Below are 23,270 nucleotides of genomic sequence, written 5' to 3'. Positions count from 1 at the left end.
AGGCCTAGCCCGTCGTAGATATCGCCACAAAAATACGTATTCAATACTACTGTTTAAAAAATATATATGTGCAAAAATACGGTTATATAACTACAAATTCGTAGATTAAGATTGTCAGTCTTCGGAGCAATATAATAACTGATGACTATATTCTAAGCACAGTTTTAAACATAGGTACGTAAACCTTAAAATTAATTATCACAATTTAATTGTATAATCTATTATCTTAATTAATTATTAATAATCTCTGTTTAGAATCAAATCCACAAATTTTTTAGAGTTTGATTAAAATTTGCACTCAACATATCCTATGGAAGTCCAGTTGACAAATCGACAACAGCATATACTTTGGGCAACGGTACGTCACTACATTGCTACAGCAGAGCCTGTTGGTTCAAAGGCTTTGGTCGAGGAGTACGATTTGGGTGTAAGCTCAGCCACAATTCGCAATGTGATGGGCGTTTTAGAAAAGTCTGGGTTGCTTTATCAACCACACGCCTCTGCTGGACGAGTACCTTCAGACTCAGGCTATCGCATTTATGTTGACCAGCTAATTACACCTTCTCTGCTTTCCCGCAGCGTGTCGCAGACAGACGCTACCCGTAGCTTGCTGCCACGTTCGCGCAGCGTCCCGCAGGGAAGTGGTACAGAAACTTTAGGCCGAGAAGTAGAATTAGAACTTCAAAAACGTCTTCAATGGGAAGATCGAAGTTTAGAAACCTTACTCCAAGGAGCTGCACAACTTTTAGCTACCTTGAGTGGTTGCATTAGCTTGATTACTATGCCCCAAACTACTACAGCACTAGTGCGACATCTACAATTAGTGCAAATTGAAGCAGGACGCATCATGTTAATTGTGGTAACTGATGGTTATGAAACACATTCCAAGTTAATGGATTTGTCCCTAGTACCAGAAGAAACACAACGCGATTCAGAAGTAATCGATCACGAATTGCAAATTGTCTCTAACTTTTTGAATACTCACTTGCGGGGGCAAAGCCTATTGGAATTAGCCCACCTCGACTGGAGTCAACTAGATCAAGAATTCCAACGCTACGGGGAATTTTTGAAAAATTCAGTGGCTGAATTAACTCGTCGCACTCTTGCACCAACTGCAACACAAATCATGGTTCGAGGTGTAGCAGAAGTGTTGCGCCAGCCGGAATTTTCCCAACTACAGCAAGTGCAAACAATTATCCACCTGTTGGAAGAAGAACAAGACCAACTGTGGCGATTAATATTTGAGGAACCAGAGCCGGAAGATGGTGGCAAGTCAAAGGTAACAGTTCGCATTGGTGCAGAAAACCCGCTAGAACCCATACGCACTTGCACTTTGATTTCTTCTACCTATCGCCGAGGCTCAATACCAGTAGGAAGTGTCGGAGTTTTGGGTCCAACACGTCTAGATTATGAAAATGCGATCGCTGTGGTGGCTGCGGCTGCTGATTACCTCTCAGAAGCTTTCAGTTAGCTTGCTTAAATTATGGTGAGAAAAATTGTTTTTGGGTTACTGTGGCTAGGATTCATTGTTTACGCTTTTTTCCTCGCTCCTCCTGAGCAACCTGGTACATTTGAGTTAATTAAAAACCTTTCGATTGCTCAGTGGCAAGGTATTAACCCGTTAGTCATAGCACTATTCAACCTCATGGGTATCTGGCCGCTGATCTACAGCGCAGTAGTTTTCATTGATGGTAGAGGGCAAAAAATACCTGCTTGGTTATTTGCGATCGCCTCTTTTGCAGTTGGTGCCTTTGCCCTATTACCCTACCTAGCCCTTAGGCAATCAAATAAAAAGTTTGTTGGTAAAAAGAATGCCTTACTGAAGCTCCTAGATTCTCGTGTGACTGGTTTTGTCCTAACTGTGGCTACAGTTATTCTAGTTACCTATGGTTTTACATCAGGAGATTGGGGGAATTTTGTGCAACAGTGGCAAACTAACCGCTTCATCCATGTAATGAGCTTAGATTTCTGTCTGCTTTGCCTGTTATTTCCCACATTAATAAGCGATGATATGGCGCGTCGGAGTTGGGAAAGTCCTCAGTTGTTCTGGTTAATAGCCTTGATACCGCTATTTGGACCATTGATTTACTTATGTATACGTCCGCCGCTATCAGAAGCTTGTGCAGAAGTAATACCCACTGAGCAACCAGCGGCAAATTAAACAATTCATAGTCAAAATAGGCGATTGATTATCCAGGTTGTTTCCCCTAAGGGAATTCAATGCACAGGATCTTCATAGATGATGAGTAGAGAAATTACAAGGTTTTTCACTCGGCTGGGACGGCTACTAGTCTGTCAATAAATAATTGATGGATAAATTCCTTGTAAAGACGGCGATTTATCGCGTCTCTCTAACCGTCAAAATGAATTTGACAGAGTACTACGTCAATCCTAAGAAAAAATTTTTCTTTAAGTACTTTACAAAACGCAATATTTACTTTAAGATGTGTAACAAGTAGTCAAACCTACTTAATTCATTCATAAATAACCGCACTTATAAAACAATGACAGCAACCATTCAACGCCGCGAAAGCGCCAACGTATGGGAGCGGTTTTGTAGCTGGATCACCAGCACCAACAACCGCTTATATATTGGCTGGTTCGGAGTATTGATGATTCCAACCCTGCTAGCCGCAACAGCTTGCTTCGTAATCGCCTTCATCGCAGCACCTCCAGTAGACATCGATGGTATCCGCGAACCAGTAGCAGGTTCCTTGATGTACGGAAACAACATCATCTCCGGTGCAGTTGTTCCTTCCTCTAACGCCATTGGTTTACACTTCTACCCAATTTGGGAAGCAGCATCCTTAGATGAGTGGCTTTACAACGGTGGTCCTTACCAATTGGTAATATTCCACTTCCTAATCGGCGTATTCTGCTACTTAGGTCGGGAATGGGAATTATCTTACCGCTTGGGTATGCGTCCTTGGATCTGCCTAGCATTCTCAGCACCAGTAGCTGCTGCAACCGCAGTCTTCTTGATCTACCCCATCGGACAAGGATCATTTAGCGACGGTATGCCTTTGGGTATCTCCGGAACCTTCAACTTCATGATTGTGTTCCAAGCAGAACACAACATCTTGATGCACCCCTTCCACATGTTGGGTGTGGCTGGTGTATTCGGCGGTTCTTTGTTCTCCGCAATGCACGGTTCTTTGGTAACATCTTCTTTGGTTCGTGAAACCACCGAAAACGAATCACAGAACTACGGATACAAATTCGGTCAAGAAGAAGAAACCTACAACATCGTTGCGGCACACGGCTACTTCGGTCGCTTGATTTTCCAATACGCTTCCTTCAACAACAGCCGTTCACTGCACTTCTTCCTCGCAGCATGGCCTGTAATCGGCATCTGGTTCACCGCCTTGGGTGTCAGCACAATGGCGTTCAACTTGAACGGTTTCAACTTCAACCAATCAGTGATTGATTCTCAAGGTCGCGTCATCAACACTTGGGCTGATATCATCAACCGGGCTAACTTGGGTATGGAAGTAATGCACGAGCGTAATGCTCACAACTTCCCCCTAGATTTAGCGTCTGCACAAGCTGCTCCTGTAGCTCTGACTGCTCCTGCTATCAACGGTTAATTCTCAAACTTAGTTAAATCAAAAAGCGCTCTCCTCAAAAGGGGGGCGCTTTTTTGTTTGGGAAGTATTTGGTAAAAAATTAATAAGAATGTCATCATAGTTAAGGTAAAAACATACTGGAGACAAGACAACGGTTTACGCACGTCCTTTAGCACGGTTAATTGAGCAATTACAACGCTTGCCGGGAGTTGGTCCCAAAACTGCCCAGCGACTAGCTTTGCATATTTTGAAGCGACCAGAAGCAGAAGTAGAGGCTTTGGCACAAGCCTTAATAGAGGCAAAAAAACAGATAGGCTTATGTTCTGTCTGCTTTCACTTATCTGCTGAGCCAGTTTGTGAAATCTGCCGCAATACCAACCGTGACAACAATACTATATGCGTTGTATCAGATCCTCGTGATGTGATTGCGCTGGAAAAAACCCGCGAGTTCAAGGGTAAGTATCACGTTTTGGGTGGGGTGATTTCCCCCATCGATGGAATTGGCCCCGAACAGTTGACTATTCAAGCTTTGGTGCGTCGGGTAAGTAAGCAACAACCTCAAGAAGTAATTTTGGCAATTAGTCCGAGTGTGGAAGGGGAGACAACAACACTGTATCTCGGTCAGTTGCTGAAGCCATTTACTAAGGTGACACGAATTGCCTTTGGCTTACCTGTGGGTGGTGATTTGGAGTACGCCGATGAACTGACCCTGGCAAGAGCCTTAGAAGGACGCCGAGAGTTGGATTAAGTTTTTGTTAAACTTTGGATTACAGCGTTTCTCAAATAATAGTTTAATAGCGATTTTCATTTAAATAGGTACGCAGTAGGATAGCACATATGTACTACTCAATAATTGACCTCTCTTTCCCATTTTCAGATAGTCACGCCTACTGACTATCTGAAAATGGAAAAATCTACATTTTTCTAATCTACGTTGTACTATTTATTCGGCACGTAAATTGTATTTGAACCTATGGTGTAAATTTAAACACGGTTCCTCTACCAGAAGTGCCACCACCAGAGGCAGTACCGTAATAATCAGTTCCAACGGGAATTAACGTAGACTCTGGCCTTGCTCCACCTACATTAGTACCACCAGTGCCAAGGGCATTAAAACTATATAATGTGGTGATAGTTGGAGTCCCTGTAGTCGTCAGTTTATAGATAACTCCTGTGCCATTTACCCCACCAGCAGAAGTTGTACCGTAGAAAATACCACTTGCTCCTGGTGTGAGCGCCGCTGTTGGTTTAGCCCCATTAGTGCCATTAAAACTGACAACTAAAGTCGGGGCTGTACTCGAAGTAAAACCGAGCGGAATCTTGAAAATAACACCTTTATTGCTGCTACCTCCACCTCGCTTCGTAGTGCCATACAAGAATCCACCAGATTCAATTAATCCAGACTGCGGAGCTTCCCCATTCGCCCCATTAAAGCTAGAGACAGTCAGTGTTGCAGTCGCAGAATCATACTCGAACACAACTCCCCTATCAGTAGCTCCACCTTCAGAGGCCGTGCCGTAGTATTTTCCATCAGTTGCTTGTTGCAATCTCGCCAATGGAATTGCTCCATTAGTACCGTTAAAGATGGCGACAGTCGTGAGCGTACCACTAGGCGAAATCTTGAATATAGTTCCTAAATTATTGACTCCTCCTGTAGAGGTTGTCCCCCAAAAATTGCCATCGCTACCCGAAATAAGCCTACCAGCTGGATTACCTCCTACCTTAGTCCCAAGGATGCCACTGAAATCTACAAGAGTTGTCAGGGTTGTAAAAGAAGGTGATGCTAGCTTAAATAAAGTACCGAGGTTACTTGTACCACCTGTAGCGGTTACTCCATATAAAGTGCCATCGGCTGCCTGAAATAATCTCGCTACTGGATTAGTCCCTTTGTTGGGCGAGGCTGTTCCGTTAAAATTGATCAGTGTTGTGAGTGTCGTCAGTGTCGGACCACTTAACTTGAATGCAGTCCCATTGTTGGAAGAAGAGCCTCCTTGAGAAGTAGTTCCATAAAGATTGTTATCGCTGCCTTTAAGTACTCCGGCTTTTGGCTCGGCTCCGTTAGTGCCGTTAAAATTTATGACCGGAGAAAATGAGAAGGCAGCAGCTTTTTGCAAGGGTAATACTAATGGCAAAGCCAAAACAGTTAGGGAAGTTAAAATCAATGCCCTCTTTTTGGTCTGACGTTGTTTGCACAGATTCATCTTGTTCATTTCACTCCTACAAAAATGTACTGAGACTAGGTATAGATATTCTTGTATGGATGCAATAAGCTTCCGGGATGCAAGACTTTGCACTCCTCAACAGATATGTATTCCATACAATTGAAAATAGTTCTAATAGCTAGAAGAAACGAATTTTGTCGTAACTTATTTTCACAATTAATTTGTGAGATGAGATACTATAAATTCGTTATTTAAACTAGCTTTTAGTGAGAATTCGCCAGAAATTATGGTATGGCCTTAGTCAGAAAGAATTCATAAATCTTCTGGCTGCCTACACTACAATGGTTGCGTTCACACTTTAATTAATTGCTGAAAACGAGAGCATTTCTGAACTCGTTTAGTAGCATAAAAGACTTGTTATTTTTTAGATGTCGTGAGCAACACAAAAAACTTTAATTAAATAACAGGTAGGTTTGAATACACATAGTCGAATTCCTGTCAATGCAAAGTTCGGATAATATTACACTCTTTCCTCAAGCAAATCTGCAATCGAGGTTAGTAGTTCAGTTGGTTGTACTGGTTTGGCAAGGTGTTTTCCAAAGCCAGCTGCCAAAACTCGATCGCGATGGCTTTCTCCAACATAAGCCGTAAGAGCGATCGCTGGAATTTCTCCACCTTCCTCCTTTGGCATGGCTCTGATCAGCCTTATCAAGCTATAGCCATCCATCTCAGGCATTCCTAAATCACTAATTAATAAATCAGGTATAATCTGTGCGATCGCCGCTAAGGCCTCGGTTGCTGATGCAGCTGTAGCAATCAGCGCCCCATTCTCTTGCAGCAAGAAGCGCACAAACTCCCTGGTATCAGAATCATCATCAACAATCAATACCCGTAATCCGTTGAACAGTGAAGAATTAAATCTCTCCTCTGTTCCCCCTGCCTCCCCTGCTCCCCCTGCCCCTCCACTCTCCTTCATTAGGGGCAGTCTGACGGTAAAAGTTGCTCCTTGTCCAATTCCTGGACTATCAGCGATCGCACTACCACCATGCAACTCTACCAAATGGCGAACTATGGCTAATCCTAGTCCCAATCCACCAAATTTCCTGGTTGTGCTGCTATCGGCTTGACGAAAATATTCAAATACGTGGGGTAGGAATTCGGGGGAGATACCTTGACCTGTATCTTTGACTTTAATCAGTGCTGAGTGGGAAATCAAATCGTGACTCAATGATAAGGTGACTTCTACTGTTCCCTTGGGGGGAGTGAACTTGACGGCGTTTGAGAGTAAATTCCCTACAACTTGCTGTAAGCGATAAAAATCACCTGACACTTTACCCACATTCGGATCGATCTGAATTTTTGTTTCGATAGATTTAGTTTCTGCAATTAAGCGGACTGTTTCTAATGCAGCATTAATTACGGCTGCTAGGTTAACAGGGGCAAAAGTCAAGTTCAACTTACCGCGAATGATTCGGGACACATCCAGCAACTCATCAATTAATTGAATCTGTAATTGAGTATTTCTTTCGATGGTTTCCAAGGCACGATTTGTAGTAGGTTGATCGAATTTGCGACTTCTGAGTAAAGATGACCAACCTAAAATCGGGTTGAGGGGCGATCGCAATTCGTGGGAGAGAATAGCTAGAAACTCATCTTTATTTTGGTTTGCTTGTTTGAGTTCCTCTGCTTGTTGCCTAAGTGCTTTTTCTAATTGCTTCCTCGGAGTGAGGTCAAGAATAAAACAGATCCAAGACATCGGATCTCGCTCCACTAAAGCACCACCGATTAGTATGGGAATGCGGGAACCATCCTTGCGAATATATTCTTTTTCATAGGGAGTACATACCCCAACCTGAAAAAGTTGCTCTAGCCCCTGCCGATCGAGAGCGTGATATTCCGGTGGAGTGATGTGTTTTCGGCTTACCTTACCTGTCAATAATTCCTCCCGCGTATAACCCACCATTTCGAGAAAAGCTTCGTTCCCTTCGGTGATGTATTCAGGACTAGCAAACATAATCCCAATAATATTGGAATCAACTAACCGCCTTAATTGAGTTTCTCGCTGGCGCAAAGCATTTTCTGCCTCTTTGCGCTGGGTAATATCCTGAGCAGTACCCATCAACCGTACTGGTTTATCATCAGCATCAAAAAAGACACGACCTTTGGCATCAATCCAATGAATGCTACCATCAGGCCAAATGCTGCGGTATTCAACGTCACAATCAACTTTTTGTTCTAGAGAACGGGCGATCGCTTTCTCAATTGCTTGGCGGTCTTCTGGATGTATACAGTTGAAGAAAACCTCATAGCTAATTTCGGCTTCTGGAGACAGTCCAAACAGCTGCTTACATTTCTCTGTCCAAATTAACTCGTTGGTGGTGAGATTCCAAAACCACATTCCAACTTCAGCAGCGGTAGTTGCCAACCGAATTCGCTCTTCACTTTCCCGCAGTTTTGTTTCAGCTTGCTCGCGTTCGCACAGTGCAGCTTGCCGTTCGCTAATATCAGTACAAGCACCAACTACCCTAACTATCAAATCATTCCCATCCCGCACTGCAAACCCCTGATCTTGCACCCAAACATAAAACCCATTTTTATGTAGTACCCGATACTCAATACTGTAACGATTACCATTGGCCATACTAGCGATGAACCGATCGTTAACCATTTGTTGGTCATCGGGATGGATGAGTTCTTGCCACCACTTAAAAGTAGGTTCAGCTTCTTCTTGCATGTAGCCAAAAAGTTGGGTTAGACCCTGAGTTCTTTCTACAGTATTTTTATAAATATCCCAGTCATAAATTAGACAATTAACGGCCGCAGCTGCTAGCTCAAACCTTTCGTTACTTTCCCGTAGGGCAATTTCTGTACGTCGTCGCTCGGTAACATCGAAAGCGATTCCCAAAATATGTTGTGCCAATCCATCAGCAGTTCTACTGTACAGTGTGTCATAGCTACAAAACCAGCGCCACTCTCCATTGGCGTGTCTAATTTGGTATTCAAAGCTGAGAACTTCGCCCTTAGAAGCAGAATTAAATTTTTCCAAATAGCTAGGGAGTCGAGCCAGATCGTCAGGATGTAGAAGTTGGGTAGATAATTCTGTTCCCATAGCTTGGATTTGTTCTGGTGTGTAGCCCCAAACTTCAGTAATTTCGTAATTAACGTAAGAATTTCGCTGCTCAATTACGTTATAGATGTACAGAATACCCGGAAGAGTGCTAGCAATTTGTTGAAACAGACGTTGACTATCCCATCGGGGCTGAAAGTCATCTAGCTCAATTTCTTGAGTATCTTCAGGACAGCTACAATTTTGCTCAACCGGAGGCTGCTTAGATTTAGTGATATCAGAAAAAGTTGTGGCGATCGCGTAGGGAGTAGTTCCTGTAGACTGAAATAATGGTTGTGAAGATAATAACAGCCAAACTAGCTCGTCATTTGGCTTGTAGAAGCCACACACTACATTTAAACAAGGCTTACCTGTCTTCAGGGCAATGTTTGCAGGATGAGTCTCACTAAGTAAAAGCAAGCCATCTTCATCAATAAATTGCCATTTGCGATCGAGCAAATTTTGCCCGACAAGTTCCTCTGTTGTCAGCCCGAGAATTTTCTCACCAGCAGCATTACAAGCTTGAATCTTGCCATCAGCTAACTGAAGGATCATTCCTTCTTCTCCACTGGCTACCAGCGAATAGTTAGATTGTTTAGTAACTTGCTGGCAGAGCAATTTCTCATTCGCCAGCTGATTTTCGGACTTTTCCGTGTCTGGCATTTTATGAAATTCAATAAATTTAAAGTGAATAAATCAGGACTTATGCAAACAATAACCGAAACCCAGATTTTTAGGTAGAAGCAATTGATCGATTGCCCCCATAGTATGTAGTTGGCAGTTCAGTCCTACATAAATTTTAATTTTAGTTTAGGGTGGGCTTTCTCCACCCAATTCTCAAAATTAAACAGCTATTTTCATTCCTTTGAGCTTTGTGATGAAAGCATCAAGTCCAGATTAGAAATATTCTCACTTTCATAATCCTGAATTCTTGTTCAAATAAGCATTCCAGCAATACAAGCAGTGATAAAACTTGCTAACAATCCGCCAATCATTGTTCTGACCCCCATACGAGCTAAATCATGCTGGCGATTAGGTGCTATTCCACTAATACCGCCAATCGTAATGCCAATGGAACCGATATTAGCAAAGTTACATAATGCATAAGTGGCAATAATTACTGCACGCTGGGAAATTCTACCACTTTCAATTAGTGCCTTCAAATCCAAAAAAGCAATAAACTCATTCAAAACTGTTTTTGTACCTAATAAAGCTCCTACTTGCCGACAATCAGCCCAAGGTATACCCATCAAGAATGCTACAGGAGCCATAAAATAAGATAAAATCCCCTGTAATGAAAGTTGCTGTAAACCGACAAATCCCCCTAACCATCCCAGTAGCGCATTTAGAGCAGCTAATAATCCTAAAAACGCGATAATCACCACGCCGACATTAACTGCTAACTTTACGCCGTCAATTGCTCCGGTAGTGGCGGCATCAATTACATTTATATAATTGCTTTCTACATTTACTTTTACCTTACCAACTGTTTCTGATACTTCTGTTTCTGGATACATTAATTTGGATACCACCAACGATGTCGGAGCAGTCATAAAAAAAGCAGCAATCAGATGTTCTGCTGGTATGCCAAAGGAAAGATATGCACCTAGTACTCCACCTGCAATTGTGGCAAAGCCACCCGTCATCACTGCATGGAGTTCTGATTGCGTCATATTTGCAATATAAGGTTTAACCATCAGCGCCGACTCTGTTGGTCCCAAAAAGATGTTACCTGCACAGGATAAAGATTCAGAACCAGATGTTTTCATGGTCTTCACCATCATCCATGCCATCAGGTTTACCACTCGCTGTAAAATTCCGTAGTAATACAAGATGCTGATGAAAGCAGAGAAAAAGATAATTGTTGGTAGCACTTGGAAAGCAAAGAAATGATCCTTAAAATTTTCTCCAAAGACAAATTTGGCACCAATATCAGAAAATCCTAAAAATTGGGTGACAATATCTCCTAAAGATTTAAATACATTCAAGCCCCAAGGAGTTTTAAGAATCACTAGGGCAAATATAAACTCTAATCCTAAACCCCATGCGACTATTCGCCAACGAACCGCCTGACGGTTGACAGATAAAGCGTAGGATATGCCGATAAAAACTAAAATCCCCAACGCAGAAATAGCGCGTTCCATGTATGCTCCTAGTCTATTCCCAAAAATGAACGTATCCCTAAGAAAGTCTCAACCAAATACCTTCTCTTGGTTGTGCTGATATCAATGGTTTGCTTGCTATTTAAGTATTTTTGTCAAAACCGGATGTTTCCCTATGAACTCTACCACCGAACTAGTTTCGATCAAAATGCTCTTTCACGATTCTGAAAACAAAGTCAACTATTTCTGATGGATTTTTCTATATACGTAAAGTATTGTTTCTTAACCTTAGTACTGTAAAGTACACTTAAACACCTATTTCGATGTTGTCAACTCTCAGCATTGACAAGGGTAGTGCAAAAGATGTCTGCGTTTACCACATAATCAATTACACCACGATGAAAACTAAAATTTCTCGGATCGTTGCAATTACTACATCAACTCTCTTGTTCGCAATAATTGGAGCAGTAAACTCTGTTGAGGCGATCGCAGTTGATTTGAAACCAGCTCAAAAATTAGCAGATACCACTCAACTTAATCAAGCCAACCAGTATACTTTCTCTGACCCAATCAGGACTACGCAGATTGTCTTTTTTCCGCAAGCGCCAGGTCCAATTCGAGTAGACGATCCACCAGGAGCTTCACAATTGACTTATCAAGGTCCAGAAGGTCAATTTACTTTTCGAGGTAAGGAAATCAAAAAACAAAAAAGCGCTTTAGGTTTACTGATTACTGTGACCTTAGAGCCAAACTTCGATCAAGGTCAATTGGAGCTAACGTTGGTTCTACCACCTGTAAACCTTCAAAATGGTCAAAAACAAAACTTTGATACCGTGGCGATTAAAACCAGGGGCTTAGGGCGTGTCATCAACCGAGCGGGAGCGGAACTCACTTATCTTGTGTTGCCACTTAAGGGTGTAGGAGAAAGCGTTTTTCTTCCTCTTTAAACTAATTTGATTTTTCTCTATGCCCTCCCAGCTAGGGTAAAAAAGCTCTTTATCCGTTTTTTTATTGACGTGAAACATGATTTAGTAAAAAATCATGTTTCATGTAACGATCGCTATATCATTCCCCCCAGGTTGAGTTGAGACGCGATAAATCGCTGTCTCTACAATCACCCTTTGCAATCGCAGTATAGATGTACGCCTTCTACCGCGATTTGAATCACAGGCGGATTACCCTAAACCCAAAAGATTTGAAATCAACGGCAATAGATTGCTGCACTGTTCAACTAACTTTGCGGCACTGGGTAAACTAGCGATCGTCCCTTTTAAAATCTTAATGGCCGTTTTCGCCCCCTTTTGCATTGCCCCTTCTTGAGGATTTTTCCCGGCTTCTGCTAAGGCTTTCACCTGTTCTAATGCGTCAGCTTTATCTTCTTTATTTAAATTTGTATCAGCTTCAATAGCTGCTTGTAATTGGGTCAACAATTCCTTAATTCCCGGTTTCTCAGGTTCTGGAGATTTTGGTAACTCGTTGATAGTATTTGTTACCGCACCGCTGATGTCACCCAAACTAAAAGCTTGTCCGCTAGCATTAAAATCTCTGCCAACATTAATATTACGGCTCGAATCATTGCTGTTAGTCATATTTTTATTCTCAACTTTATTGTCAACTTGAACATTAATCGGCTTATTGGCTAATAATTTTACAATCTCTGCCATTTCTCCACTTTGTTGGCGATAGATAACTATTTGCTCATCTTTAGCTTGTAATAGTGCTTTATATTTTTCTTCTACAGCTTGCAGTGCCAGTTGATAATTCTGCGTAAAGTCGCTATGAATCTTTTCTTTATCAGCATCAACAGGTACACCAACCTTAACGACTACTACGCCATCACCTTTATTTTCAATACTCTGTAGAGCTAATTCTGTGTCTGCATTTTGGTCTTGCACTGTTTGGAAGGCATTAACAAAAGCTTTCCAATCGATGCCGTTGCGGAAAATTAAATCGACAGTATTTAAAACCTCTTCAAACAGCTTAGTAAATTCTCCTGGTTGAAAGTTGCCACTACTGGGACGGCGTTCGCGGTCATCTGTTTTAGGCTTTGGATGTTCAAGAAGATAGATAAAGCGACAATCTACATTATCTAACTTAGTTGTATTTTCAATATTCCACGCTTCCACACAAGCACCAGTCATTTGAGCGTTGCTGAAGTTAGTACCTACAGCTTGAGCTAAAGTCAGATTTGCCCCCTCTAAACAAGCGCCTTGGAAAGTAGCTTCTGTAATATCAGCATTTTTTAAATTTGCCTTTTTTAAATTTGCGCCATTCAGATTTGCGCCTTTTAAGTTAGCACCAGCATAAGATTTATCTCTACCATTGCCAGTAACGATCAAGCTGAGAACATCTGGATTAGTTAATATAGTGTTGTCAAGCCTAGCAAAGTCAAGTTTTTTTGCCTCATAAAAACAAGTCTGCCTCAATTTTGCTTTTCTGAAATCTGTATTTTTGAGAGTTGCACCAGTAAAGTCAGCGTTTGTTAAATCGGCATTAAAAAAGCTGGTTCCACCTGTAGCTCCAAAGGCGATCGCTATTTTCCGAATTAAGCTATATCTTTCATCTCCTTTGAGCGCTTTCTGCGCTATGTCAATACTCACGAACATCATAAAGATAATAACTATGCAAGTTACAACTCTAATATCATCAAATTTATTAATATCATGTCTTTTTTCACTAATGCGAATGGAACTATAAAAAGCAGCAAAACCGACAATAATACTAAATTCAACAAAATTAAAAACATTAAGTTGATTAAGACCAACAATAATAATGGCGCTATCAAGAATGCCAGCATCAACAATAATAGCAGCAACAATACCAGCAAATGGAACACCACTAAAATTGGTACCGGTGGAAATTGCAATGTCGCTAATAGAGGCGGTGACAACAGAACTTGCGATCGCACTAACAAAGATTGATATGCTCAGAGATGTGTCTAAACCTTTCTTAATAGTAATAAAAGAGAATAAGAAAAGCACGACTAAGGTTCCCACACCAGCTATTATTGCTGTATAATTATGGCTTTTTTCAGTCAAGCGATACAATGCGTATATCACATACTCCGATGCAAATCCTGATAATGCTGAGAACAGAAGTAAAATTAAAAACAATATAATTACTGAATCTTGCTGTAGTCCCGCTTTAGCATTTGTGAAATTAGCATCTTTGAGAATAGCATTGGTAAAATCTGCACCTCTAATATCTGCTTTGCTAAAGTTTGCTCCTGTAAGGTTTTGACTTTTAAAAGAGCGACCTCGGAGATTTTGACCGGAGTAGTCTGGCGGCATAATTGCGTCAGCAAGAGGTTTTCACTGAGATTTTATACAACTTTGCTGTGCAATATTCCAGATTTTGGCAAAATAAACAATATATAAAAATTTTGAATGCAATACGTGATAAAGACGCATAAGTGTGCGCCCTCATCTTTGAATATTCAAGCAAATATTAGTAATATTAATGTTCTCACTAGTCTAATTTAAGTTTGCTTGTCAAAATTACAACATTGGTCATCAACATTACAATGTTTCTTCTTAAGATTGTAATGTTGGTCATTAACATTACAATGTTTGTCCTTAATGTTACAACATTGTAAATTAACATTACAATGTTTTTCCTTAAGATTACAACGTTGGTCATCAACATTACAATTTTTGTCCTGAATATTACAACATTGTAAATTAACATTACAACATTGGTTATCAACGCTCAAGCTTTTGTAAGTGATGCTGAAGTTTTTGTCGCCATATTTATTATTAGAGGATGTTTGAAAAGTAATTGGTTGTGATTTTAGGCACTTGTTGATCCCCCCTAGCCCCGCTTAAAAAGGGGGGGAACTGGAATTAAAGTCCCCCTTTTTAAGGGGGATCTAAAACGTTTTGCTACCGAGAAGAGGACTGTTAAAACATCCTCTTAAAAGGAGGATCGTAAAATCCTGCTAGTGCAAGCAAGGGAGACAGCACTAACAACATCACTGTTCCCTCTAACAAATCACCTTCAGCACGGTGATATAGATATCTGCGCCGAAGTACATCTAGGGATATTTTTTCAGCTTCAGTAATTTTAGGTAAGCCTTCAGACCACTCTGGGAAAAATTGCTCGTCTTCAATTCGGATTAAACCGAAGCGAGTATGGGCATCGCTTAAGCTGGTAATCGCTTCCGCGATCGCTGCTGTCTGTGTCATGGCTTTTCTACCTTCCTGTGTATGCAAAACCCAACTTTCGGGTGTTATGGCTTCCTTTACCTTTATATATAATGTGAGATTATTTGATTTTTTCTTTCACCAGAACTACTACAATTACTATTGATGCTAGATAATGGGAAAGCTTTGACATTTTTTTCCCAATCTAGCCCCGGAAAACAGAACTAACACTTATGCGAACTCACTATTGCGGCGAAGTCCGAAAAGAACATATTGGAGAAACTGTTACCTTTTACGGATGGATAGACCGTCGCCGCGATCATGGGGGCGTGATATTTTTAGATTTACGCGATCGCTCTGGCATTGTCCAAATCGTCAGCGATCCGCAACGCACCCCCGATTCCTACGAACAGGCGAACACTCTACGAAACGAATATGTTGTCGCCATCACTGGTAGGGTGACACAACGCCCCGAAGAATCGCTAAATCCCCGCCTACCCACAGGCGAGATCGAAATCTACGCTGATAAGATTGTACTACTCAATGCTGTCCGTAAACAGTTACCTTTCCAAGTTTCCGTAGCTGACAGCGAAACAGTGCGCGAAGACTTGCGGCTGAAATATCGCTATTTAGATTTGCGACGCGAACGTATGGCGCAAAATTTGCAACTGCGTCATCAAATTGTCAAATCTATGCGCCGTTACCTGGAAGATTTGGAAGGTTTTATCGAAGTCGAAACCCCAATACTTACGCGTTCTACTCCCGAAGGTGCTAGGGATTACATTCTCCCCAGTCGCGTCAATCCTGGTGAATGGTTTGCTCTACCCCAATCACCTCAGCTATTCAAACAATTGTTGATGGTATCGGGCTTAGACAGATATTATCAAATTGCCCGTTGCTTCCGCGATGAAGATTTACGCGCCGACAGACAACCAGAATTCACTCAGTTAGACATGGAAATGAGTTTCATGTCCCAAGAAGAAATTATCGAACTGAACGAAAAGTTAATTTGTCATATCTTCAAAACAGTTAAAGGTATTGAGTTACACCGACCTTTCCCGCGTCTCACTTATGCTGAGGGAATGGAACGCTACGGTTGTGATAAACCAGATACCCGCTATGCTTTGGAATTAGTCAACGTTTCGGATATTGTCAAAGACTCTAGTTTCAAAGTTTTTCGAGACACTGTGATTAATGGTGGTATCGTCAAAATTCTGCCAATTCCCAACGGGAACGATGTAATTTCAAATGTGCGTATTAAACCAGGTGGTGATTTATTTAAAGAAGCCAGCGAAGCCGGTGCTAGAGGTTTAGCTTATATCCGCGTCAGAGACGATGGCGAAATTGACACCATTGGCGCAATTAAAGATAACCTCAGCGAAGAACAAAAACAAGAAATTCTCCGGCGCACAGGTGCAAAAGCTGGACATTTGCTGTTGTTTGGGGCTGGTGATGCTGCTACAGTGAATAAAACTTTAGATAGATTACGGCAAGCGATCGCTAAAGAATTCGGCTTAATCGATCCAGAAAAAATTAACTTGCTCTGGATTACAGATTTTCCGATGTTCGAGTGGAATGCTGGCGAAAAGCGCCTAGAAGCACTGCACCACCCATTTACAGCACCGCATCCTGATGATTTGAGCGACTTAAAGACTGCACGCGCCCAAGCTTACGACTTAATACTCAACGGCGTGGAAGTTGGCGGTGGAAGTCTGCGGATTTATCAGCGAGAAATTCAACAACAGGTGTTTGAAGCGATCGGTTTGTCTCCTGAAGAAGCACAAAGTAAATTTGGTTTTCTTTTAGAAGCATTTGAATATGGTACACCCCCTCATGGTGGCATCGCCTACGGTTTAGATCGTTTGGTAATGTTGCTAGCTGGAGAAGAATCCATTCGGGATGTCATAGCTTTTCCGAAAACGCAACAAGCCCGTTGTTTGTTAACAGATGCACCTTCGGGAGTAGATGTCAAGCAGTTGAAAGAATTGCATGTTGCTTCGACTTATAAGCCCAAATCTTAATAGCAAGGGGAGCAAAGAAAGTTAGATTAAGAGTTTCATGGACTAGTTTTTCTCTAACTTTTATTAGATTTATGCTCCCTTTGCCTTTGATAGATTGCTAAACTGAATTTCAAACTTTTCAAAACCTATTAACTCCAACAGAACAAAGGTTTGAAGATAGTAAAAATTATGAACATTCAACTCAAAGCAGAATACGAGCAATTTATTCAAACCCAAATTGATACAGGTAGATATGAAAATGCTGAAGATGTGATTGCTAAAGCATTAAAACTCCTAGAAGAATGGGAGAAAGGTTATCAGGAATGGGAAGAAGAAACCCAGAAAAAAATAGCTGTTGGGCTTGCTTCTATCGAACGTGGAGACGTAATAGATGGTGAAGTGGTAATGGCGCGACTAGAAGAGAAATTACGTAAAGCGCGTGAGACTTAAGTTGTCAGATTTTTCCTAAAGGATAGCCAGTAATCATAGGAATATTTTACTGCTATCCTTTAATTCAAGGTGAATTACGAATTACGAACTTGTACTGTCCTTCGACTATGCTCAGGAACCGCGTAGCCTAAGTATTACGAATTAGAAATTACTGCTTGTACCAAGTTTTGCGCCATTGCTGCATTTGTTTAATCTCTGTATTTTGTGCTTTGATAATTTCTTGGGCTAATTTCTTAATTTCAGGGCGTTTAGATTTAGTTAAAACATCTTGTGCCATTTTGACAGCCCCTTCATGGTGAGGAATCATCGCATTGATAAAGCGCAAATCAAAGTTAGCATCAGCTGCACCTAAATCTTGATTCATCATCATGGCTTTCATTTGGTCAGATGACATCTCCATCATGTGACCCATTTGACTGTCATAAGCCATTGGTTTATTTCCCGCAGTGGGATACCAAGCTTGTCGCCACTGCTTCATCTGACTAATTTCTTGGTTTTGCGATTTGATGATATTGTCTGCTAGTTTTTTGATTTCAGGACGTTTGGATTTTTGCTGGGCAACATTCGCCATTTCCACAGCCCCTTGATGGTGCGGTATCATTGCATCAATAAACCGTAAATCAAAGTTAGCATCGGCTGGGCCTAAATCCATTCCCATGCTGTGATTCATACCGCTACCGTGATTCATCTGCTGCTTGTCGCTAGCATTGGTAGTGGTTGGGTTTGGGGCTTGCACTTGGTTCTGGGAAGCAGCATTGCTACAGCCTGTGATTAATCCGCTAGCTGAGGCGATCGCCGCAAAGGTGAACACCAAAAAACTATTCTTCAAAGATAGCAGTTGCATAATTTCATCCTAACAGTTTCCTAATTCTATATTTACTTCTTAGCTTGGCAGTTAGAAGTGAAATTAGGATGAAATCTCAAAAACCCTTTTAATTCTCAGTCAAAATTGTATAAGCTTCATTGACTAAGTGCATTTTCTCTTCTGCTTGTTTTTGCAGTTGTGGCTTACCAACAAATAAATCTGGATGCCATTTTTTTACTAAAGTTCGATAAGCCTGTTTGACTTCAGTTAAAGAGGCATTTGTTTGCAATCCTAAAATATCATAGGCGCGAGTAATCTTATCTTTTTGTGCTTGATTTTTAGGTGGATTGGGTGCTTTATTGTTTTGAGTTGTATTTTGCTGTTTGGTATTTTGAGAACCAGGCGATGTCTGACGAGAAGTGTTAGGGCTACGCATTTCTGCTTTCATTCGCGCTATTTCCTGATCTAGTTCCCAATTACGAAATTTTACGTCCACTTCTTCTGGACGTGGAGAAGCAGAAGCTTTTGGTGGTGGTGAAAAAACTTGTTGACGAGGAGATTCTACTTTTGTCTGGGTATTCTTAGCAGTATTTTCCTGCTGTTGTTTAACAGATTCAGAAGAAGTTTTAACTCTCTGTTGTCTGGGAGAATATTGATTATTTATATTTTTTAATTTTGGTATTTCTTGATATGGTTGATATTTTAAAGTAAAGTTTGCATTGTCAAATTCTCGTAATAACTGATTAAAAGCATTTTGTAAACGCTGTAAATCTTCACGCTTATTAATGATTTCTAACGGTTCTTTAGGGACTTCAAAGTGAAGTACTTTTTCGGCTTTCTGCTCATACGCAGCCAAAATTGATAACGCTTGACTATTAAAATTAGACAAATAATCTTCAGTTGCAGCTATACAAAGTTTGGCAACTTGCTGATGATAAGATTCATTGGCAGATTTTTCTTCTTGTTGTTGAATATTCTTATTTAACATATAAGAAATACTTCCAACTACAGCAGCACCTACAGGCCCACCTAACAACCAACCAATACCACCACCAACTGCGATAGAACCTGGTTCACTCAAATCATTGTTACTATTTGGTTTGGGAGGTAGTGTTATTTGTGGTTCGCTAGGAAAGGGAATTAATAAATCTTCTGGTCTTTCTGCTTGGAAAAATTCGTAAGCTTGATACAGCCATTTGACAACAGCGAATTGCAACTGTGTTAGGTCTTTCTTGAGAGTGTTTGTTTGCCAAGATTTAAAGTTATTTTCTGCCAGTGCAACTGCTGCATCTGCTTGATATTTTGTCAATAGTTTGGGTAAAGATAGCCAATCAGACAATTCATCCAGACTAGTATCGAAGCCTTGTTTAATTAAATTAGCAGCTTTTTCTTTGATTTCAAGTTTGGCATTTTCTTTATCCACAAATGATTTTACTTCAATGGCGATCGGGTCAATTTTCGCTTTTAATGCTTGTTGAATTTGCAAGGCGATCGCTTCTACTCTCGGCAAACGCACACTACCACGATTTTGTTGTAAAATCCCCACAATATTTTGCAAAGCTGTTTCAAATGCCACTAAACCACTACTATTGGCTTCTGCGACATCGCCTTTTAATCTAGCTCTTAAGGCAGGTAAAGCATCAACACGATATAAATTACTAAAACCTGGAGGTAATTCAGCTCGAAAACTTTCGGCGACAAAAAGCAAGCGATTTTGGACTTGTTTTTGTTCTTCAGGTTCGAGTAAGTTAATAAAATTGGCAACAAAAATAACTGTTTTAATTCCCCGATCTAATAGCCAATCTCGCAAGTTTTCCCGCTCACCTAAAGTCATTAATTTCCGTGCATCTAATAATTGTACAACTAAATCTGCACTTAAAAGTTGTTCTTTGACTAAATTATTTTGTTCTTCTCGATCGTTAGTTCCTGGTAAGTCGAGCAATTCTACACCCGTTTCTAAAAATGAATTGGGACAAAAAACTTCCACAGATGCTACATCTTTTCGCATCTGCCTATTACCATCAAGAATAGCAAATTGCTGTAAAATTTCTGTGCCACTGCGATAGATTTCTGTCCCATCTACTAACATGATGCGAGTCCGCACATCGGAACCATACTTGACAGTAATTGCCGCGCCTGTGGTAGGAATTAAATCAATTGGTAATGTGCGATTTCCCAATATGGCATTTAATAAAGTAGATTTACCATGATTAAAAGGGCCAAATACCGCAATGCGAAAGCTAGGATTAACTAGATGATTGCAGATGGCAATTATATCTTGATGCAATTGCGATTTGCGTTCTAAATTCAGTAATGTAGATGCAGATTTCAGAGAATCTACTAAATCCTGATAACTTTTATATTGTTGTTGCATAATACTTTGATTCCAGGTTTAATTTCGGAATAGTTTTTTAATCGAAATGCAGAGGTGCAGAGAACACACACAGAGAAAGAACAAAGAATTTATATAAAACCAAAACACTTGTAGAGACGGCGATTTATCGCGTCTCAAAAACCAAAAATTTTTGCCGATAGCCCTTAATTGAACCGTATTTTTTCATAAATGATTTAGGATTGTTAGAGCATATTAGGAACCACAGATAAACACTAGACCTCTTGCAAAAGTGCTTTTTGCAAGAGGTGGGTTTGGGGAAAAGGTTAAAGGGGAAGGGGAAAATACAAAACCTTTCCCCCTTTCCCCTCCCCGCCCCTTATCCCCAGAGGGGACCCCACCTTCCCCTTTTCCCGACTTCTGCAATAAGTCTACTGATTAGTTTATCTGTGGTTTTATTTGCAAAGTACGCGAAGAAAAGAAATAGAGGTTTTCACAAATAATTTAAGATTATTATATCTTAGCTATAATAAGCTAATAAATTACTATATGATGCCTCAATTTTTTGCAACTGAGCTATTACATCTTCTTGGAGAGTTTTTAACCTTTTTAACTCAGTTTCACGATTAATCTCGCGGGTTTCTTTTTGCTTAACCAAATTATCTAATTCAGATTTCCGAGAGATAATATCATCGTTAATCCGCTTACTCACTTCTCTTTCATAAGAGTCAAAACACTCTTTCACGGCATTGTATACAACCTGAGATTGTTCATGTGCTACTTGCGGGAGATGTTTAACTAACTCTTTTTTTGCAGTTTTTACTAACTCTTTACGGGCTTGATCTGCTTGCAAAAATCCTACTCCTAAACCTAGCAGTGCAAACCCAATCGGCCCAAGAAAAATACCTGTGACTGCGGTAATTATTCCGCCAATACCAATTACAGTGAAGTAGTTTAACAAGATATTTTTCCAATCAAATCCACTTCCAGCTAGCGCTACACCAGCAAGATTTCCCTCGGAAAGTGATAACAACCCCATTGCCCATTTTGCCCAACCCGGAGATTTATCATCTTCACCAGTGGTAGTAGTATTTACTTTGATGTTTTGTCCGGTGAGTTTTTCGGTAATTTGGTCTGTTACTTGACTGTAAGACGCGCCATATTGTGCAGCACTACGAGAAAGTTCTTTAAAAGCTGTATTGATATCTTTTTCAGCACTTAACGTCCAAGCAGCAGATTTGTCAGTAATATATTGCTCAAAGGCTTTTTGCAATGCAGCGTTAAATGCTTCCCGTTTACCACTACTAAGAAAATCAAACAAATTCAATTCTGGTTGATAGCGTAAAAAATCGTTTTCAAAGGTATTACCTAAGTTTAAAACGTAGCTGCGGAAAGATTCAGAAATTGTTCTTGCTTGAGTGTCTCTAGTATTGATAATTTCTTTTTGAAATTGATCGCGAATACCTGTGAGTTTATTAAACTCTGGTTCTACTGAATCAATTCGTTTTTTTAATTCATTTACATCTTGGTCGAGTAATGGTACTCTTCTGGCAACAGCTTCGAGAATGTGATTAACAGCTTGTCTCGCTAAGGTTCTGACTTGACGCAGTTCCGCGATCGCTCTTTCTCTGGTAAGAAATGTATTTAGGGAACCCATGAACTTCGGAAAGCCTGTCCCTTCTAGATCGGCTTGAGGATTCTTTAACCGTCGTCTGAGTGCTTGAATGGACGAAAGCTCAAACACCCGTTCGTCATAAATATTCTGACCATCTACAGAACAATATTCTGCTAAATTAGCTTTAAATACTTGTCGCAATCTGTCTTCTGATGCTTTTAACTCCTCTATATCATCAGGATCGATCAATGATTCTCGCACCTGGTCCCAAGCATTAACTAAGAAAAAAACTGTCAATCCTCTACCTTTAATATAATTTTCTAAGTAGCGACGTTCACCCAAGGTACAAGGTTGAGAAGCTCTCATGACGAACAAAATTGCATGGCAATTATTCACATAACCCAAAGATAATTCGTTTCGTGCTTCTGTATCATTTAATCCTGGACTATCAATAATTTCAATTCCTTTTTCTAGTAACGTTAAGGGATACTCAACTACTGCATATTCAACATCAGGAAAGGCTTGTTTTTTATCCTGCTCTAGCCTTTTTGCTTCCGATGGATCGATGGTATATTTATATTTAAAATTTTGAAAATCTAACTCTTGCGGACTTTTCCCATCATTAAAATGAATAGTAACTTTCTTTTCTGATCCATAGCGTAAAACTGTTAAAAGTGCTGTACAAGGGTTAACGTCACTCGGTAATAAGTTTTCTCCAATTAAGGCATTGAGAAACGTACTTTTTCCCCGTTTCATATCGCCCAATACTAAAAGGCGAAATACACCTTTGCGGAGGTTTTTACTAGCTACTGTAATATCTTGAATATCTCGTTCTAAACTGAGTTTTCCTGATGAAGAGTCGCCAGCTAACTCGGCTTTATTAATTGTTTCAGCAAGTTTGCTCAAACACACAGAAATCTCCGATCGCACTTGAGCAACACGCTCTAAATCTTTGATGAATGTGTCCGTTGCTACTCGATCGTTCATAGT

14 protein-coding genes and 1 pseudogene are annotated in these 23,270 nt (G+C 40.5%); 7 read left to right on the top strand and 8 right to left on the bottom strand.

The window, feature by feature from the left end:
- The first annotated feature begins 310 nt into the window (after nt 1–310).
- The 4 genes from ACFG4S_RS21465 to recR all read left to right on the top strand — a co-directional run bounded on the left by ACFG4S_RS21465 (nt 311) and on the right by recR (nt 4,314).
- Nucleotides 311–1,471 carry an HrcA family transcriptional regulator gene (locus ACFG4S_RS21465; RefSeq protein ID WP_392531034.1) on the top strand — a complete coding sequence of 387 codons (1,161 nt, stop codon included), beginning with the start codon at nt 311–313 and terminating at the stop codon, nt 1,469–1,471.
- 12 nt (nt 1,472–1,483) lie between these two features.
- Entirely contained in the window at nt 1,484–2,161 is a 678-nt protein-coding gene (locus ACFG4S_RS21460; RefSeq protein WP_392531033.1) for a DUF2834 domain-containing protein, read from the top strand.
- Nucleotides 2,162–2,504: 343 nt separating this feature from the next.
- Nucleotides 2,505–3,587: a photosystem II q(b) protein gene (gene psbA, locus ACFG4S_RS21455; RefSeq protein ID WP_392531032.1), complete on the top strand. Its 1,083-nt coding sequence runs from the start codon at nt 2,505–2,507 to the stop codon at nt 3,585–3,587.
- A 160-nt stretch (nt 3,588–3,747) separates the two neighbouring features.
- Nucleotides 3,748–4,314, top strand: a complete 567-nt coding sequence (gene recR, locus ACFG4S_RS21450) for a recombination mediator RecR (RefSeq protein WP_392536047.1) — start codon at nt 3,748–3,750, stop codon at nt 4,312–4,314.
- 223 nt (nt 4,315–4,537) lie between these two features.
- Here the strand turns inward: recR and ACFG4S_RS21445 are convergent, their stop codons facing one another.
- The 3 genes from ACFG4S_RS21445 to ACFG4S_RS21435 all read right to left on the bottom strand — a co-directional run bounded on the left by ACFG4S_RS21445 (nt 4,538) and on the right by ACFG4S_RS21435 (nt 10,978).
- Nucleotides 4,538–5,776 carry a choice-of-anchor tandem repeat GloVer-containing protein gene (locus ACFG4S_RS21445; RefSeq protein ID WP_392531031.1) on the bottom strand — a complete coding sequence of 413 codons (1,239 nt, stop codon included), beginning with the start codon at nt 5,774–5,776 and terminating at the stop codon, nt 4,538–4,540.
- Nucleotides 5,777–6,248: 472 nt separating this feature from the next.
- The gene (locus ACFG4S_RS21440) at nt 6,249–9,497 is read right to left on the bottom strand and encodes a PAS domain-containing protein (protein WP_392531030.1); all 3,249 of its coding nucleotides are present in this window, start codon (nt 9,495–9,497) and stop codon (nt 6,249–6,251) included.
- Between the two features lie 272 nt (nt 9,498–9,769).
- Nucleotides 9,770–10,978 (bottom strand): NupC/NupG family nucleoside CNT transporter, encoded by a 1,209-nt coding sequence (locus ACFG4S_RS21435; protein WP_392531029.1) that lies wholly within the window; start codon nt 10,976–10,978, stop codon nt 9,770–9,772.
- A gap of 356 nt (nt 10,979–11,334) precedes the next feature.
- Between ACFG4S_RS21435 and ACFG4S_RS21430 the strand changes: the two genes are divergently transcribed.
- Nucleotides 11,335–11,883, top strand: a complete 549-nt coding sequence (locus ACFG4S_RS21430; RefSeq protein WP_392531028.1) for a hypothetical protein — start codon at nt 11,335–11,337, stop codon at nt 11,881–11,883.
- 228 nt (nt 11,884–12,111) lie between these two features.
- Here ACFG4S_RS21430 and ACFG4S_RS21425 read toward each other — a convergent pair whose 3' ends face one another.
- Both ACFG4S_RS21425 and ACFG4S_RS21420 read right to left on the bottom strand, forming a co-directional pair.
- Nucleotides 12,112–14,226: a pentapeptide repeat-containing protein gene (locus ACFG4S_RS21425; protein WP_392531027.1), complete on the bottom strand. Its 2,115-nt coding sequence runs from the start codon at nt 14,224–14,226 to the stop codon at nt 12,112–12,114.
- Between the two features lie 621 nt (nt 14,227–14,847).
- A pseudogene (locus ACFG4S_RS21420) lies at nt 14,848–15,120 on the bottom strand (type I restriction endonuclease subunit R); the annotation flags it as partial.
- A 191-nt stretch (nt 15,121–15,311) separates the two neighbouring features.
- Here ACFG4S_RS21420 and aspS point away from each other — a divergent pair.
- The gene (aspS, locus tag ACFG4S_RS21415) at nt 15,312–17,099 is read left to right on the top strand and encodes an aspartate--tRNA ligase (RefSeq protein ID WP_392531026.1); all 1,788 of its coding nucleotides are present in this window, start codon (nt 15,312–15,314) and stop codon (nt 17,097–17,099) included.
- A 168-nt stretch (nt 17,100–17,267) separates the two neighbouring features.
- Complete coding sequence (locus tag ACFG4S_RS21410; protein ID WP_392531025.1) at nt 17,268–17,528, top strand: type II toxin-antitoxin system ParD family antitoxin; 261 nt, start codon at nt 17,268–17,270, stop codon at nt 17,526–17,528.
- A 148-nt stretch (nt 17,529–17,676) separates the two neighbouring features.
- Here ACFG4S_RS21410 and ACFG4S_RS21405 read toward each other — a convergent pair whose 3' ends face one another.
- The 3 genes from ACFG4S_RS21405 to ACFG4S_RS21395 all read right to left on the bottom strand — a co-directional run bounded on the left by ACFG4S_RS21405 (nt 17,677) and on the right by ACFG4S_RS21395 (nt 23,267).
- The gene (locus tag ACFG4S_RS21405) at nt 17,677–18,372 is read right to left on the bottom strand and encodes a DUF305 domain-containing protein (RefSeq protein WP_392531024.1); all 696 of its coding nucleotides are present in this window, start codon (nt 18,370–18,372) and stop codon (nt 17,677–17,679) included.
- Nucleotides 18,373–18,460: 88 nt separating this feature from the next.
- Nucleotides 18,461–20,707 (bottom strand): dynamin family protein, encoded by a 2,247-nt coding sequence (locus tag ACFG4S_RS21400; RefSeq protein ID WP_392531023.1) that lies wholly within the window; start codon nt 20,705–20,707, stop codon nt 18,461–18,463.
- A 478-nt stretch (nt 20,708–21,185) separates the two neighbouring features.
- On the bottom strand, nt 21,186–23,267 hold the full coding sequence (locus ACFG4S_RS21395) for a dynamin family protein (RefSeq protein ID WP_392531022.1): 2,082 nt from the start codon (nt 23,265–23,267) through the stop codon (nt 21,186–21,188).
- Nucleotides 23,268–23,270 lie beyond the last annotated feature (3 nt).

Source organism: Nostoc sp. C117 (assembly GCF_043099735.1).
Taxonomy (GTDB): Bacteria; Cyanobacteriota; Cyanobacteriia; order Cyanobacteriales; family Nostocaceae; genus Nostoc.
Note: the sequence above shows the minus strand (reverse complement) of the source record. Positions and strands in the feature narration are given on the sequence as shown.